Annotated in this window: 13 protein-coding genes; 7 read left to right on the top strand and 6 right to left on the bottom strand. The window is 35.1% G+C overall.

Annotated elements, in window-relative coordinates; genetic code table 11:
* Positions 1-50: 50 nt before the first annotated feature.
* Complete coding sequence (locus K6119_RS13015) at positions 51-2,324, top strand: tetratricopeptide repeat protein (protein WP_221832363.1); 2,274 nt, start codon at positions 51-53, stop codon at positions 2,322-2,324.
* Positions 2,321-3,025: a response regulator gene (locus K6119_RS13010; RefSeq protein ID WP_221832361.1), complete on the top strand. Its 705-nt coding sequence runs from the start codon at positions 2,321-2,323 to the stop codon at positions 3,023-3,025. The genes K6119_RS13015 and K6119_RS13010 overlap by 4 nt, the downstream gene beginning before the upstream one ends.
* Here K6119_RS13010 and K6119_RS13005 read toward each other — a convergent pair.
* Complete coding sequence (locus tag K6119_RS13005) at positions 3,022-3,891, bottom strand: formylglycine-generating enzyme family protein (protein WP_221832359.1); 870 nt, start codon at positions 3,889-3,891, stop codon at positions 3,022-3,024. The genes K6119_RS13010 and K6119_RS13005 overlap by 4 nt on opposite strands.
* A gap of 197 nt (positions 3,892-4,088) precedes the next feature.
* Between K6119_RS13005 and K6119_RS13000 the strand changes: the two genes are divergently transcribed.
* Entirely contained in the window at positions 4,089-5,732 is a 1,644-nt protein-coding gene (locus K6119_RS13000) for a SulP family inorganic anion transporter (RefSeq protein WP_221832357.1), read from the top strand.
* On the opposite strand, the gene K6119_RS12995 is transcribed toward K6119_RS13000, so the two are convergent.
* The 3 genes from K6119_RS12995 to purN form a co-directional block, all read right to left on the bottom strand.
* On the bottom strand, positions 5,729-6,571 hold the full coding sequence (locus K6119_RS12995) for a hypothetical protein (protein ID WP_221832356.1): 843 nt from the start codon (positions 6,569-6,571) through the stop codon (positions 5,729-5,731). The two genes, K6119_RS13000 and K6119_RS12995, sit on opposite strands and share 4 nt — an antisense overlap.
* Before the next feature lie 112 nt (positions 6,572-6,683).
* Positions 6,684-7,286, bottom strand: a complete 603-nt coding sequence (locus tag K6119_RS12990) for a MarC family protein (RefSeq protein WP_221832354.1) — start codon at positions 7,284-7,286, stop codon at positions 6,684-6,686.
* Positions 7,283-7,858: a phosphoribosylglycinamide formyltransferase gene (gene purN, locus K6119_RS12985; RefSeq protein ID WP_221832352.1), complete on the bottom strand. Its 576-nt coding sequence runs from the start codon at positions 7,856-7,858 to the stop codon at positions 7,283-7,285. The genes K6119_RS12990 and purN overlap by 4 nt, the downstream gene beginning before the upstream one ends.
* Before the next feature lie 99 nt (positions 7,859-7,957).
* Here purN and K6119_RS12980 point away from each other — a divergent pair, with 99 nt between their 5' ends.
* The 4 genes from K6119_RS12980 to rnc all read left to right on the top strand — a co-directional run bounded on the left by K6119_RS12980 (position 7,958) and on the right by rnc (position 10,956).
* Positions 7,958-8,632, top strand: a complete 675-nt coding sequence (locus K6119_RS12980; RefSeq protein ID WP_221832350.1) for a nitroreductase family protein — start codon at positions 7,958-7,960, stop codon at positions 8,630-8,632.
* Between the two features lie 64 nt (positions 8,633-8,696).
* Positions 8,697-8,933 carry an acyl carrier protein gene (locus K6119_RS12975; RefSeq protein WP_221832348.1) on the top strand — a complete coding sequence of 79 codons (237 nt, stop codon included), beginning with the start codon at positions 8,697-8,699 and terminating at the stop codon, positions 8,931-8,933.
* A 47-nt stretch (positions 8,934-8,980) separates the two neighbouring features.
* Positions 8,981-10,234, top strand: a complete 1,254-nt coding sequence (gene fabF, locus K6119_RS12970; protein WP_221832346.1) for a beta-ketoacyl-ACP synthase II — start codon at positions 8,981-8,983, stop codon at positions 10,232-10,234.
* Positions 10,235-10,239: 5 nt separating this feature from the next.
* Positions 10,240-10,956, top strand: coding sequence for a ribonuclease III (rnc, locus tag K6119_RS12965; RefSeq protein WP_237828017.1), 717 nt, complete (start codon positions 10,240-10,242; stop codon positions 10,954-10,956).
* Positions 10,957-11,015: 59 nt separating this feature from the next.
* On the opposite strand, the gene K6119_RS12960 is transcribed toward rnc, so the two are convergent.
* Complete coding sequence (locus tag K6119_RS12960) at positions 11,016-11,675, bottom strand: SprB repeat-containing protein (protein ID WP_221832341.1); 660 nt, start codon at positions 11,673-11,675, stop codon at positions 11,016-11,018.
* A gap of 219 nt (positions 11,676-11,894) precedes the next feature.
* Positions 11,895-15,995, bottom strand: coding sequence for a T9SS type B sorting domain-containing protein (locus K6119_RS12955; RefSeq protein WP_221832340.1), 4,101 nt, complete (start codon positions 15,993-15,995; stop codon positions 11,895-11,897).
* Positions 15,996-16,235 lie beyond the last annotated feature (240 nt).

The raw sequence follows: 16,235 nt of genomic DNA, 5'->3' as shown, positions 1-16,235 counted from the left end.
TTTTGTGAGTCAATTGCTTACATTTGTGAACGACTCAAAACAGTTTGTAAATGAAATTTTGTCTACTACTCCTCGCTTTTGCAAGCGTCTCAATTTCATTTAGTCAGTCAACAAAAAGTTATTTAGATAGCTTAAAATTTGAATTGTCTAAAACCGAAGACGAAGAGCAAAAGCTTCAATTACTCTCCCAAATTGGGGAGCATCTGCTATCAACAAAACCTGAAGATGCCTTGCCTTACAGTGAAAAATTAATGTCACTATCCAAACAAAAAGAAAATCACCGTTGGATTACAACTGCATACTTTTTACAAGGTAGAGTTCTTTCAAGATTAGGAAAGATTGAAGAAGCGAACGAAGTTTATTCATCATCTATAGATTTTGAATTAAATGCGAATCCCATTGATCACAAATTGTTGGCATGGGCAGAAGTGAACTATGGTAACTTTTTGAAAAACACAAGTAGATATCAATTGGCAGCTAAACATTTTAAAAACGGCTATGCCTCAGCAGTAATAGCTGAAGATGCAAGTCAGCAAGTTGATTGTTTAGTGAATACAGGTGCAATGTTTATGTATTTGGGTCACAATGATTCGGCACTCAATTATTTTAAACCTGCTAAAATGTTGGCATATGAAACCAAAGATTCGGGATCATTACAAACTATATCCAACAATATGGCCAATTTGTATGAAGGTTTAGGTGAATATGATAAAGCGCTAAAAGAGCTTGAAATTGCTGAATTTTTAGCTGAGGATGATGTTGACCTAGGGTATGTCTACGGAACAAAAGGAAATATTTATTACTACAAGGGGAACATGGATAGTGCAGCTATCAATCTAAGCATATCCATAGATTATTTTAAAAGTGCAAACAGAATAATTGAACAAGGTCAATTACTATTAGCTTTAGGTGAAATACTCGTGTTTAATGAAGACTATGATCGTGCAAAATCAGAATTAAAAAAAGCTGAATCTATCTTTAAAAATGCCGGAAACGATTCTTTTCTAGCCGCTGTATATGTTAACATAGGTGGTTTATTTAAAGAGTCAGGTAATCTTGATTCAAGCTATTATTATTACAAAAAGAGTGAGGAGTTATCTAAAAAAACAGAAAACTGGAATTTTTTAGGAGTTTCTTATCAAAACTTAGCCGTAATTGAAGAAGAAAAAGGAAACTATGCTGCTTCTGCCGAGTTGTTAGAAAAGAGTTTGTTACTCTACCAACAAATCAACGATAAAAGACTTATTGGTGAAGGGCAAGTGGCTTTGGCAAATGCATATATTCAATTAGGGGATTTTACTAAAGCCAAAAATCATATCAATGAAGGTGTAAAGTTTGCAGAAGAAGTAGGAAGTATGAAGCTTCAGATGAAAGCCTATAACAACTACATACAAACCTTTAGCACATTAAATGGAACACCTGAAGTATTTGACTACCACGAAAAGTATATTGAACTTTTGGATAGTTTAAAATCTGAAAAAAATTCAACTGCTGCAGAAGGATTGAGCATAAGATATGAATTAAAAGAAAAAGAAGATTCCATTAAAATTCAAACATTAGAAATTAAAAATCAGCAAGTTGAAAATGAAAACATATCATTGGTAAATGAACAAAGAGGGAGACTATTGCTGATTGCTTTAATTGGTGCAATTGTTTTACTTTCTCTTCTTTCACTTTTGTATATAAATAGGAAGAAATTAAAGGAGAAAAACAAAGAAAATGAACTCTTACTAGGAGAAATTCATCACAGGGTTAAAAACAATCTACAAGTAATTTCCAGTATCCTTAGTTTACACGAGAAATCACTTTCAGACGAAGCCGCTAAAAAGGCCATGTTGGAAGGGAAGGAACGAGTTAAATCAATGGGACTAATTCATAAACTGCTGTACCAAAACGAGAATTATTCAGGAATTGAAATGAAACAATACATTCCTACTCTTGTTGAAGGATTATTAGAATCATTTGGATACAGTAAAGATGAATTTGAATTTAAATCAGATTTAGATCAAATCAAACTAGATGTTGACTCTGCTATTCCAATAGGATTAATAATTAATGAGCTAGTGATTAATGCTCTTAAGTACGCTTATAATAAAAGTAACAAAGGGCAATTGGAAATATCATTAAAAGAAAAAGAAGATGAACTTTTACTTATGGTAAAGGACAATGGTTCAGGAAAAGTAAATGAGGTACAAAATTCAGATTCATTTGGATTTAAATTAGTAAACTCACTTATAAGACAGATTAATGGCGTAACTGAATTATCAGATCAAGGGGGATTAAAATATACTATTCACATTAAAGACTTTAAACTGATCAAATGAAAATATCCATACTCATAGTAGAAGATGAAGTTCTAATTGCCGAAGATATTTCAAGTGATTTAAGTAATGCAGGGTTTCATGTGGCCGGAATTGCAATTTCAGGTCAGGAAGCCATTGAAATGTTCTCAGAATTTAAGCCAGATGTCATTTTAATGGATATTAATATAAAGGGAGATTTAGACGGAATTGAGACGGCAGAAGAAATTCTGAAATCATCAAATGTTCCTATAATTTACATTACTTCAAACACTGGACAACAATATATTAACAGAGCCATTCAAACTAAACCACACGCTTTTTTAACAAAGCCATATAACAAAAAAGATCTGATTGTCTCAATAGAATTGGCTATTAATAACTTCACTGATCATCAATTTTCATCAAATAATAATGTGGATGCAGTGTTTGTCAAAAGCAATGAATTTTATAAAAAAGTTCCCATTGAGGACATCACTCATATTGAAGCAGATGGAAGCTATTGTTTAGTTCATACAAAAGAAAAAAAATACAGCCTTTCTTTTAATTTGAATCACTTTCAAAAAGAAGTTCAGTCCGAAACATTACAAAGAGTTCACAGATCTTTCGTGGTTAACATTAATCATGTTGATGGTTTTGATAAAAGCAGTTTGTTGATCGGTGAAAAAATAATTCCCGTAAGTTCATCTTATAAAGACGTATTGTCAGTATTTAAAAAACTTTAATCAACTTTCAAAAAAGTCATTACTGGTCTAAAACCTACTTTAGGGCTGCCTTGGGTAAATTTTTCCTTGTGGTCAATTCTAATGTCGTATCCACCTGATCTCCAACTTCCACCCTTTGTGAACCCAGTTTCATTCACCATTTCTGCAACATTTCCGCACATATTGTACAATCCAAATTCATTTGGCCAATAAGAATCACCTGTCGCAATAATATAGGTGTCGAGAAAATCAAAATTTTCTTTTCTTAATGAATCTGCTACTACTCTTGGACCATCAGATGTCATAGTAATATTTTGCTCTCCAATGTGAGCAAAATTGGCTTGAAAATCTCCATCACCATTCCTCAAATACGGTCCGGTCCAACTGTAAACATTTTCTTTTTTGCCGGATGATGCGGCATACATCCATTCCTTTTCTGTAGGCAATCTAAAGTTCTGGATTACATCACCATATACAGATTTTAACTGCTGAGTTAGATACTCACAATACATCAACGCTCCTTCTCTTGAAACATTCACCACAGGATAATTTTGGTATGATGGATGGTTGAAATAATACTTATAATAAGGCTCTAAATATCCACCTGTGTTGGTTTTCCATTTTGTAGTATCTGGTAAAGCTTTTTTTAAATCTTCTTCTTTACCATTGGCAATTAAGTGTTTGATGAAGAATAAATATTCTCCATTTGTCACTTCATGTTTTGACATCCAAAATGCGTTGCAAGAGTACGTCTCACCTTCACGCTCTGTAGAGCCGGATGGGATAAAAACATAGTTTTCAGGTCCTTTAAATTTCTTTGTTTTTTGCTTATTGGTAAATGAAAAAGACAGAATTGCCAGTAAAATAAATGGAACTAATTTTTTCATGTTTTAGGTTTTTGAATTGTGATGTTATAACAATGGTAAAAAGTAATGTTACATTTTAATTTCAACTAAATCAAGCTTTTATCAATCTTGGAATGACGTAAATATATCTTCTCTATTCTCTCATTAGTCTAAAGCTTTGTTATTGATGCCTCCCAAAGGAAAAGAATATACTACCTTCGCGCAAAATTTTGGAAGGGATGTTTGAATTAATCAGAAATCATCAAAAAAACTTTAAAAACGAGTTATTCTCGGGATTAACTGTTGCATTGGCATTAGTTCCTGAAGCGGTTGCTTTTGCCTTTGTTGCCGGAGTTGATCCATTAATTGGTTTGTATGGTGCATTTATGATGGGAATCATCACTTCTATTTTTGGAGGTCGTCCAGGAATGATTTCAGGTGCTACAGGTGCTATGGCCGTTGTTATGGTTAGCTTAGTAAAAGAAGGAAATGCACACGGAGATCAAGGTCTACAATACCTTTTTATCACTTTACTTTTTGTAGGTCTATTTCAAATTTTAGCAGGAGTTTTTAAGTTAGGGAAGTTTGTGAGATTGATTCCGCATCCAGTGATGATGGGGTTTGTGAACGGATTGGCGATTGTGATTTTTACAGCTCAGTTTGGTATGTTCAAAGAACCTGTTTTGGACGCTTTGGGACATAAAATTCCATTGGAAGATGGTGTAGGCTTTAAAACACAAATGATTCAGGGTGCAGAGCTATGGACAATGATTGGGTTGGTTGCTCTTACAATGGGAATAATGATTGGTTTACCAAAGCTGACTAAAAAGATTCCTGCAGCTCTTACCGCAATTTTGGTAATTGCAGGAGTTGTTATTTTCAGTGGAATGGAAGTTAGTACTGTCGGATCTTTTATTACGGATGGATTGCCTGATGGTAAAGTTGGTACAATTGAAGGTGGTTTACCCCAATTTCAAACCGGTATATTCTCGGGAATTACATTTGATATAGAATTTTTCAGAACCATCTTACCTTATGCTTTAATATTAGCCGCCATTGGTTTAATTGAATCTTTAATGACACTCAATTTAATTGATGAATTGACACAAACCAGAGGTAACGGAAACAGGGAGTGTATTGCGCAAGGAAGTGCAAATATTGTCAATGGGTTATTTGGTGGAATGGGAGGTTGTGCCATGATTGGACAATCAATTATCAATATCAATTCGGGTGCTAGAGGTAGGTTATCCGGAATTATAGCAGCAGTAACTCTTTTAATGTTCATCTTATTTGCCGGGCCACTAATTGAGCAAGTTCCCATAGCGGCTTTAGTTGGTGTAATGTTTATGGTTGTAATTGGAACATTTGCCTGGTCGAGTTTTAGAATCATGAACAAAATTCCCTTGACAGATGCATTTGTGCTAGTTCTTGTGTCAACCTTAACGGTAATATTTGACCTGGCTATTGCCGTATTTGCAGGGATTATAGTTTCTGCGCTTGTGTTTTCATGGGAAAATGCAAAACGTATACGTGCTAGAAAACACATTAAAGAAGACGGTACAAAAGTGTATGAAATTTGGGGACCTCTATTCTTTGGGTCAGTGCAAACATTTATGTCCAAATTCACAGTAGCTGAAGATCCTGACAAAGTAGAAATTGACTTTATTGAGTCAAGAGTATCTGATCATTCAGGTATTGAGGCGATTTTTAATTTAGTAAAACAGTATCAAGCCGCAGACAAAACCATAGTGTTAAAACACTTAAGTCCAGATTGCGTTCGAATCTTGAAAAAGGCCAGCAAAACCTTCCATTCGGTTATTGAAGAGGATATTGATGATCCTAGATATTATGTGGTTACAGATTTAATTGAAGCTGAAGACTAGAAAAAAGTAGCCACTAACTTCCATTCTTTGGGTTTTATCATTGTATACCCTTCAGGAAAATGCTTTGTATAAATTACATCTCCCGAAACAATATTTATCAAAGAAAATTCTGTTCTCGTATTTACAGAATAGTACAATAAGTAATCTGTTTTCTTTTTTGAATTAATGGCCGTAAAAAATTCATCTTTAGCAAATAGACGATAATCAATATTGTTTTTGTCCAATTTACTTACATCAACAAAATGCACTGTGAACTCTCTGTTTAATATGAGCGTGTTTCCAACAGGATTACCGGACGAATTTCTAATCTCTTCTGCAATTTGCTCATTCAAATCCTGGTTATTGTTGTGAAAACGCTTTTCTTTTATGATGGTTAATCCTCTATTTAAAGCCTTAATAATATACCTGTTAAACAAATACTCTTCATCTTCTTCTAACAATTCAAAAAAACCATTGTAGTACATATAACCCAAAGTTTGATCAAAAGGAACTTGTTTGTCTTTCTTCCACATTACAGCCGGTTGTAAACATAAAATGTGTTGATTTTTGCGGTCCATGACATGCTTTTTTGTTTTTGTTTTTGTGGTAACAAACATGGCTGTCATTTCTTTGTGCGGATGTTTGTACTGTTCAACGAAAGTGTATTCAGAAATGGTCCAGTACTTTTCCATGGCATCAAGCAATGTACTGTCAAACTTTTCATCTCCTGTTTTCATAAAACAAACACCGTTTTTTAGCAAATTTTTGAAGGCTAAATCCTGATGTCCGTAGTTAAATACTTGTGCAGATGAATTCAATGCAAATATTATTGTAAAAACAGCTAGAAAATTTTTAATCATTGGAAATTAGTTTGTTGGATGTTCATTACTTTATTTTCAATACAAAATTGTGCCAAATTCACAGCAGCACAGCTTTTTCAGGTGTTTTAAATATACCTAATATTTGACAAAATCATTGATTCACCGGTGCAAAAGCGAATAATTCCTTGGCATTATCTGCGAACAATTTAACCGCAATAGCCAAAAGAATAATTCCGAACACCTTTTGTAAAATAGCGATACCACCTTCTCCCAATAATTTTTCAATTCTACTGGTAAGTCTCAGCGTAGCATACACCAAAATCATATTCAGAAAAACGGCAACTGCTATATTGATGGCCGCAAACTCTACCCTTAATGAAATCAAAGTTGTCATAGTTCCGGCTCCTGCAATTAAAGGAAATGCCAGCGGTACAATAGAGACAATTTTGTAATTTGTTTGATCATCTTTAAATAACTCTACCCCAAAAATCATTTCTGCCGCAAGTGCAAATAATATCAAAGAACCTGCTACCGCAAAAGCTTTGATATTAACTCCTAGTAACTGCAACAAAAATTCTCCTGCAAATAGGAAAACTAACATTAAAATAAACGCAACAATAGAAGCTTTCAGTGAATGAATTTCTCCAGCTTTTTCTTTGAGTTTTATTATGATTGGAACATTGCCAATAATATCTATTACCGCAAATAAAATTGTAAAAGCCTTCGCTATCTCTATCCAATCAAAATCTTTCATGCCTGTCTTATTATTTTTTCAATAGCTTTTGGATAATAAGCATGTTCCAATTTAAGGACTTTGGCTGCAACATCTTCAGCAGAATCTACCTCATCCAGCTCACATTGATGTTGTTCAATAATTTGTCCCTCATCATAATGCTCGTTGACAAAATGAATCGTCATGCCTGAAATTGTTTCACCTGCAGCAACCACTGCTTTATGCACGTTCATTCCGTACATACCTTTACCTCCAAATTTTGGCAAAAGAGCCGGATGAATATTGACAATTTTATTAGGATAAGCTTGGATCAAATCATCTCCTACCTTTTTAAGATATCCTGCCAAAACAATAAAATCAACGTTCTTTTCTGACAGCATTTTTAATAATTGTCCATTATCAACATCCTCTTTAGTGTGCACATAATAAGGGATGGCATGTGTTTTTGCTCGCTCAACTACAAAAGCGTCAGCTTTGTTTGTTACAATTAGACTAACATCTATATCATCTACCGCATTAAAATGCCTGATAATGGATTCAGCATTTGATCCACCTCCTGAAGCAAAAATTGCTATGTGTGTGTTTTGACTCATCCGCCTTTACAAGATAAAAGTAATTTGCAAAGGTACGTTGTTTAAACCGGAACAAACTAAAATAAATGACTACTTTTAAAGAGAATCAACATTCAAATTATGGCAGGGGTTAAAGAAAATTTTATTCCTTACACAGCACCCGTTTATGAAGATGACGAAATGATTAAACGGTCAAAAGAATTTTATGAGTTTTTAAACACGCGTAGATCTGTAAGAACATATTCAGACAAAGATATTCCGCGTGAAGTAATTGAAAACATTGTAAAAAGTGCAGGAACTGCTCCATCAGGTGCACATAAACAACCTTGGACCTTTTGCATCATAAGAAATGCTGATTTAAAAAAGAAAGTACGTGAATTAGCAGAGGAGGAAGAAAGAAAGAATTACGGAGGAAGAATGAGTGATCGTTGGTTAAAGGATTTGGAACCTTTTGGCACCAATGAAGTGAAAGAGTTTATTGAAGTTGCGCCCTGGGTAATTATTGTGTTTAAAAGATCTTATGATTTTGATGAAGAGGGGAACAAAACGCAAAATTATTATGTCAATGAATCTGTTGGTATTGCCTCAGGAATGCTCATTACCGCTATCCACAATGCAGGTTTGGTCACATTAACACACACACCAAGTCCTATGAATTTTATTTCAGAGGCACTAAAAAGGCCGGATAATGAAAAACCTTTCTTATTATTGCCTATAGGATATCCTGTTAAAGACTGTACTGTGCCTAATCTGAGCAGAAAGAGTTTGGACGACATTGCAATATTTTATGAGTAAATTTTGATTTATTGCTTTTAAGTATTTTCTTTGCAGACTGAATTAAACCTTAAAACAGATTATTATGTCTGATGTAAAATCAAGAGTAATGTCTATTATCGTAGACAAATTAGGTGTAGCTGAAGATGAAGTAACTGCAGAAGCAAGCTTCACAAACGACTTAGGTGCGGATTCTTTGGATACTGTGGAATTGATCATGGAGTTTGAAAAGGAATTTAACATTGCTATTCCTGACGATCAAGCTGAAAAGATCCAAACTGTAGGTGATGCTATCGCTTACATTGAAGGAAACGCTAAGTAATTAGTAATACCTTTTCAAAATTTAGTTTTTAATCTTAAGGTCTATTCATGGATTTAAAAAGAGTTGTTGTAACTGGATTAGGTGCACTAACCCCGATTGGGAATACTGTTGAAGAATATTGGAATTCTTTGAAAAACGGTGTAAGTGGTGCAGCTGCAATTACTTCATTTGATGCAAGTAAGTTTAAAACTCAATTTGCATGTGAGATTAAAAACTTTAATGTTGAAGATCATCTAGATCGAAAACAAACTAGAACACTAGATCTATTTTCTCAGTATGCCATGGTTTCCTCTGCGGAAGCTATGGCAGATGCTGGGATCGATCTGGAAAAAATCGACCTTGACCGTGCAGGGGTCGTATGGGGATCAGGTATTGGAGGGTTATATACTTTCCAGGAAGAAGCCAGATCCTATTTTGCAGGTGATGGTACACCACGTTTTAATCCTTTCTTTATTCCTAAAATGATTGTGGATATTGCCGCTGGGCACATCTCAATTAAATATGGATTTAGAGGACCTAATTACGTGACTGTATCTGCTTGTGCATCATCCAACAACGCTTTGATAGATTCTTTTAATTTAATCCGCCTAGGAAAAGCAGACATTATTATGTCTGGTGGTTCTGAAGCTTGTGTGAACGAGCATGGAATTGGTGGGTTTAATGCGTTAAAAGCCCTATCTACTAGAAATGATGATCCTAAAACTGCTTCTCGTCCTTTTGATAAAGACAGAGAAGGATTTGTATTAGGTGAAGGTTCTGGTGCTATCGTTGTGGAAGAGTTAGAACATGCGAAGGCAAGAGGTGCTAAAATCTACGCCGAAATTGTAGGTAGTGGATTGTCTGCTGATGCTTATCACATTACTGCTCCTCATCCAGAAGGATTAGGTGCTATTAGCGTAATGAAACAAGCGTTAGAAGAAGCTAAAATTGATCCTTCAGCAATTGATTATATCAATGTGCACGGAACATCAACTCCTTTAGGAGATATAGCTGAAACAAAAGCTATTAAAAATGTGTTTGGAGAGCACGCTTATAATCTAAACATCTCTTCTACTAAGTCAATGACAGGGCATTTGTTGGGAGCTGCCGGTGCAATTGAAGCTATCGCATGTATTAAAGCAATACAAAACAATATTGTACCACCAACTATAAATCATTTTACTGATGACCCTGAGATTGACAGTAAACTAAACTTGACATTTAACAAAGCGCAAGAAAGAAATATTGACTACGCTTTGACTAATACGTTTGGTTTTGGAGGTCATAATACCTCTGTCATTTTCAAGTCATACAAGGATTAAATAAATTGTTAAGGCTATTTCTTGGTAAGAAAAGGAGTAAAGGTGACCTTGCTGTTATTTCTTTCATGGTGAAGAAATTTGGTTATCGACCTAAAGATCTGGAGCTTTTTACACGTGCGTTAACTCATAAATCGTACAGCAACACTAAAGATGAGTTAAAAAGCAATGAGCGACTAGAATATTTAGGAGATACTGTTATTGACCTAATCGTAGCAGACTATTTATTTGATAAATTCCCCGATAAAGACGAAGGTTTCCTAACCAAAGTAAAAGCCAAAATAGTCAATCGTAAAATGTTGGCAGCTATTGGTGCAGAAATTGGAATTGCCAAACATATCCGATATAAAACCGGCAGATCCATCAGAATAGCAACAATTGAAGGAAATGCTTTTGAGGCATTGATCGGAGCTATTTATCTTGATTCTAATTTTGAAATCACAAAAAAGGTCTTCAATACCAGAATTATTCGCAATTACATCAACCTCAATGAGGTGCTGGAGCAAGAAATTGACTTTAAAAGTGCATTACTTATTTGGGGCCAGAAAAATAAATTGCAAATCGAATACAGAATCACTGAAGAGGCTTCAAGAGAAAATGACTATTTATATACCTCTGTAGTAGTCATTAATGACAAAAAATGGGGTCTTGGTAAAGGAAAATCTAAAAAGGAAGCAGAACAACAAGCCTCAAATGAAACTTTAGAACTCCTAGGTTTGCAATAAAAAAGAGTGACCTTAATTGATCACTCCTTTAACTATCTAAATTTTAGTTTAACCCAAAATTATTCGATTTTTTTCAATTTTATCTTGAAATTGCCCATCTCTGATCCAGATTGAGCGTACAAATTTGAAATTCTTATTTGCTTTCCTTCACTATCCAAATTGGTTGATGATTTAAAATTGCTTCCTGTATTCTCATCTTTAACTTTATAGAATACTTCAAGATATTGCACCATAGTACAACCATCAGCATCTGTTACCACCAATTTGTGTACACCTGTTTCCAAATCGGTGATTTTTTGACTAGAAATAAGCTCATTGTTTAGCTCATAATCATAGCCTGCTGATTTACCTTGTACTGAAGCAGTTAAATCAACCTCTTTGATGTTTGATGTTTGATCATTTGTTAAAAGGGAAAAAGAAGGGTCGGACATTTCAATTGAGGTAAAGGCAGTATTTCCATTCGCATCTTTGACATGAACAAAATATACGCCTGCACTTAAGTTTTGTGCTTTTTCGGCAAATTGATTTGGAAAAGTGTTCCAATTGTATTCATAGGGGCCTTCACCGCCTTGTGCTTCAACTTGAATTGAACCATTGGATAAACCATTACAACTTGGTTTTAGAACTTCAATAACCTGGATAGTGATATCTGATCCGGCATATGAAAAAAGTGAAAAAATGCCTGATAAGGCAAATAGAGTAATTGCTTTAGCTTTCATAGGACTGAGTTTCTTGCCCGGAAAATTGTGTAGTAATAAAAAAGTAAATTGTTTGTAGTAGTATCCGAACAACGTTATTGACCATAAGTTAAGAAAATAATCAATTGCTGTCAAGTTTTTTATTATGCATGCACATTAAATTGTTGGTGCTGATCAACAAAAAAGGGATATAATTAAGTTTTCATCAATTATATCCCTTTCAAATTTAGTTAGATAAGCCTACTTAAGCAATGTAACGTGCCCGTATCGCTCATGCTCTGTTCCTTGATTGTCGGTGAATTTTACTTTCCATACATAAACTCCGTCACGTACAGACTCACCTTCTAATGTTCCATCCCATGCATCTTCTATTACAGTGGTTTCAAATATCTTTTCTCCCCATCTGTTGAAGATTTGAAATACATAGTTATCTGTTTCAATATTGCTTACAACCGGCTTGAAAGTATTGTTTGCACCATCACCATCCGGTGTAAAAGCATTTGGAACATAAATCAAGTAATTCCCTATTACTTCTACTTCATGCTTCATGGTGTCAATACATCCATTCTCGTCTTCAACAATCTGCATTACATTATAAAATCCTGCAGCATCAAAAACATGAGTTGGTCTTTCATCATTTGAAATGAACTGTCCATCTACATACCATTCCCAATATTGTGTATTCCCATAAGAGATATCTATAAATTCAGTGATTTCATTTTCTAAAGCCGGGTCAGGATTATAATAAAAGTCGGCATCAGGGTTAGGATACACTGTTGTAGCAAATGAAGTATCATACTCAAATGTACATCCATTGCTAAATGTCAAGTAGAGTGTTGCATTTGCCTGTGCAGATAAGGTAAAGTTCAAAGTAGGAGAATCCTCATTGTACTGCTCATTTAGAATTTCCCAGGCTACATTTTGCAAACTATAAACATACTGCTGATCGTAAGTATAATCGAACATTACATCAATAGATTCACAACCCGTTAAACCATAAACATTAGCTTGAGCATAAGGAGGTTCAAACACATTTACTGTAACCACATCTGATTGCTGCTCTCCACAAACATTCTCAATCGTAATGATATAATCTGTGGTTGAAGTAGGAGAAACACTATGAACTCCTAAGCCAGTTAAATCAGGATGATTCCAACTAATAGATGTGATATATGAAGTATCTTGAACAGTTGCTGCCAATTCAGTATTCAATCCATAACAAAGGGTATCAGGACTCGCAAATGCCGTTACATTATTTGGCTGCATCATGATAGGACCAACCGTAACTGAATCAACAACTGAAGGACAGTTCCCAATATTTACCAAAACTATGGCCACCACTGAAGTATCATTGATCGGATAAGTAAAGGTGTTTGAAGTACCTTGTAAATTGTGATCTACAAACCAGTAATAATCGTATTGGTTATTTAAACCATTTGTTTGTACGTAAAAATCAACCTCATCTCCAGGACAAAATCCTTCATCAAATATTACTTCAGCAACTACACTGTCATATTGCACAATATCAATATTGTTGGCAGCTGTACAACCATTAGCATCTGTAAGTTGTAGATTATAATTACCTGCCGGTAATTGTCCTATAAGAGCAGTTGTTTCTCCGGTTTCAACCCAGAAATAGGTATATGGTGCAGTTCCTCCAACACCTTGTCCTAAAGCAACTCCGGCACTATCACCAAAGCAAATATTGTTACCTAACACTTGTATATCAGCTACCAAAGCTTGTGGTTCAACAATTTCAACAGTCATTTGTGCTTGACAATTATTTGCATCAGTAACAGTTACTGTGTAAAAGCCATTTGCTAAACCTGTAGCATGATCAACATTTTGAATTGGCATTGTATTCCAACTAAAATTGTACGGAGCCGTTCCGCCAATAGCTTCGGCTTGCGCTTCACCATTACTGTCACCATTACAAAGTGGTCCCAATACCATAATTGGTTGTACTTCTAATGGAGGCAATTCGTTGATGCTAAAATCAAGCGTATCAACACAACCATTATTGTCAGTAACGGCTACCCAATAATATCCGGCAGATAAATTGACAGCTGTATTTTGATTAGGTGCATTAAATGACCATTCATAATTGAATGGAGCAGTTCCACCATTCATTAATACTTCAAATTGTCCATCATTACCATTTTGGCAACTAACAGGAACGATATTACCGGCAACTGCGGATCCTGTTGGTTGATCAATAATTGTTGCATTTGCCTGATCAGTACACCCGTTTTCATCTTGAACCATCACCTGAATAGGACCAGCTGATAAACCATTGATAAAATCAGTAGTTTGACTACCAGGAGCCCAAATAAAATTGATGTTTCCAATTCCGTTTGTCACATCTGCAAAAGCCGCCCCATTTGAACCGGTACAAGTTTCTTGATTGATAATAACAATGTCTACAAAAAATGAATCTGGTTCAGTGATCTGCGTATTTACAATACTTAAACAGCCATTAGCGTCTGTTACTTCTGCAATGTAATTTCCAGGCGCAAGATTATCCATATATGTATTGTCATTCGGTAATGTTAACCAGTCAATTGCATAAGCAGGTGTACCGCCATTGATATTCACATTAACTGCGCCATCATTTAATCCATGACAACTTACGTTGTTCACTACAACAGGTATAGCCGTTAATTGAGGTGGTTCATTTAGAGAAGCTCCATCATTTAAAACACAACCATTTGCATCAGTTACTTCAAGATGATAATATCCATCTCCAATATTATTTAGTACATCACCAAATTGATTTTGAACAGTCCAGTGATAAGTATATGGAGCTGTTCCACCATTGGCTAATGCTTGAATTGAACCCGTATTGTCTCCATAACAAAGCGGATCATTTTGAACAAATTGAACGTCCAAAGTATTTGGTTGATATACATTAAAAAATTGAGTGTCTGTACAACCAATCGTATTGGTAGCATAAACCCAATAGTTTCCTATTGCAAGATTCTGAATTGAGCTACCCGATTGCATTGTGCTCCAGTCATACGTATACGTTAAATCAGTAGCAGATGCATTGGCCTGACCATCACTTAAACCATTACAACTAATAGAATCTACAGTTAAATTAAAGTTCACAGGATCTTGAATAGTCAATGAGTATGTTATAGTATCGGCACATTCAGTACCTGGTTGAACAATTAAAGTAACATCATAAGTTCCCGGCGCATTGTATGCAAAATTAGGCTCAAATGCATGCGAAGTATCAGCCGGATTAGCAGTTCCAAAATCCCACCATTGATCATTAAAAATACCGGTTGATAGATTATCAAAAGTCACATTTAATCCGTTGCAAACATTAGGAACATCAATCATGGCTTGAATAGGAGGAGGGCAGTTTATAACATTGAACTGAAAATCTCTACTTATCCTTCCAATTAAAACACCGTTTCTGTATTCATCTACCATCACTCCAACCACATATTGGCCAGGAGCCGTAGGAACACCATTAATTAAACCATTGTTGTCTATTGTTAAACCCGGCAATAATCCAGGAGCAGCATCCAATGGATCTGTTGCTCCAAAGCCAGCTTGCCATGTAACAGGTGAAATGTTGATGTTGTTTGGCGGCATTCCAGGTCCGTATGTGATACCACCATTATTTTGACCATCAAAAGGCGTGTAGAAATAATAATCTAAAGAATCTCCGTCGATATCATAGGCCATAAAACTCAAGTCTAATGGTTGCCCGGCACAAACATATACGGGAGGATTGTCTAAGAAATAAGGACTTGAATTCTCTGCAGATGACAAAGTACTGTTGTCAGGAATGTAAGCATAGAATGTTTCCTCTGCATTTAATGGATTGACAATGTTTCCTATCGTACCATTTCTACAACAAATATTGTAGTACAAATGATATCCACCGGCACCAGGAGGAATATTGACGATATCCTGATAAACACCTTCTGAAACACAAATTCCCGGATCAAAAGCACACGCAGGAACAGCAGGATTTAAAGTTGTTACAGAAACCTGAGGTAATACTAAAGAACTGTATCCAGCAGGAACAGATCCATCCCCTCTTCTACATTGTACATTAACATTTCCTGGTAACTGAGCAGTTCCTTGAGAGCAGTCTCTGTAAAGTTTAACAGTAATAAGATAATTGTTGTTTTCTAATTGCGAATAAGTGATTCCGCCTCCAACAACATGTGTTGCATAGGTAGAATTAACACAACAAATCAGTGAAAAAATAAGTATGCTTAAACCAAGTTTAAAGTTGGTTATGATTGCATTTAATCTGTGATTCTTATACAATGGGCTTATAGCGCATACCAGACCATTTGAATAGTTTGAAATTGATTTCATAGGAGTTTGTGTTTTTAAGCGTAGTCATGTGTGATAAAAAATACGTTTGTAAAAAGTTTGACTAAAATTGGTTAACAAATGTTCTATATAAAAGACGGAGGTAAAATATGCACAGTTGTCTATTCATCCGACATTTGATGTCAATTATCGGTATAACGTGTTCAACTATCGATTGATACATTTTGTTATGCATGCATATTAAACCGTTTTAGGAATATCACCCTTTGAAAATTATTTTTT

The sequence above is a fragment of the Paracrocinitomix mangrovi genome (assembly GCF_019740355.2).
GTDB lineage: Bacteria > Bacteroidota > Bacteroidia > Flavobacteriales_D > Crocinitomicaceae > Paracrocinitomix > Paracrocinitomix mangrovi.
The sequence above is the reverse complement of the archived record's forward strand: the minus strand, read 5'-3'. Positions and strand labels throughout refer to the sequence as shown.

Coding starts and splice junctions, on each gene's coding strand:
- K6119_RS12995 (WP_221832356.1), bottom strand. CDS start 6,571: ATGATTAAAAATTTTCTAGCTGTTTTTACAATAATATTTGCATTGAAT.
- purN (WP_221832352.1), bottom strand. CDS start 7,858: ATGAGTCAAAACACACACATAGCAATTTTTGCTTCAGGAGGTGGATCA.
- K6119_RS13000 (WP_221832357.1), top strand. CDS start 4,089: ATGTTTGAATTAATCAGAAATCATCAAAAAAACTTTAAAAACGAGTTA.
- K6119_RS12980 (WP_221832350.1), top strand. CDS start 7,958: ATGGCAGGGGTTAAAGAAAATTTTATTCCTTACACAGCACCCGTTTAT.
- fabF (WP_221832346.1), top strand. CDS start 8,981: ATGGATTTAAAAAGAGTTGTTGTAACTGGATTAGGTGCACTAACCCCG.
- K6119_RS12975 (WP_221832348.1), top strand. CDS start 8,697: ATGTCTGATGTAAAATCAAGAGTAATGTCTATTATCGTAGACAAATTA.
- K6119_RS13015 (WP_221832363.1), top strand. CDS start 51: ATGAAATTTTGTCTACTACTCCTCGCTTTTGCAAGCGTCTCAATTTCA.
- K6119_RS12955 (WP_221832340.1), bottom strand. CDS start 15,995: ATGAAATCAATTTCAAACTATTCAAATGGTCTGGTATGCGCTATAAGC.
- K6119_RS12960 (WP_221832341.1), bottom strand. CDS start 11,675: ATGAAAGCTAAAGCAATTACTCTATTTGCCTTATCAGGCATTTTTTCA.
- K6119_RS12990 (WP_221832354.1), bottom strand. CDS start 7,286: ATGAAAGATTTTGATTGGATAGAGATAGCGAAGGCTTTTACAATTTTA.
- K6119_RS13005 (WP_221832359.1), bottom strand. CDS start 3,891: ATGAAAAAATTAGTTCCATTTATTTTACTGGCAATTCTGTCTTTTTCA.
- K6119_RS13010 (WP_221832361.1), top strand. CDS start 2,321: ATGAAAATATCCATACTCATAGTAGAAGATGAAGTTCTAATTGCCGAA.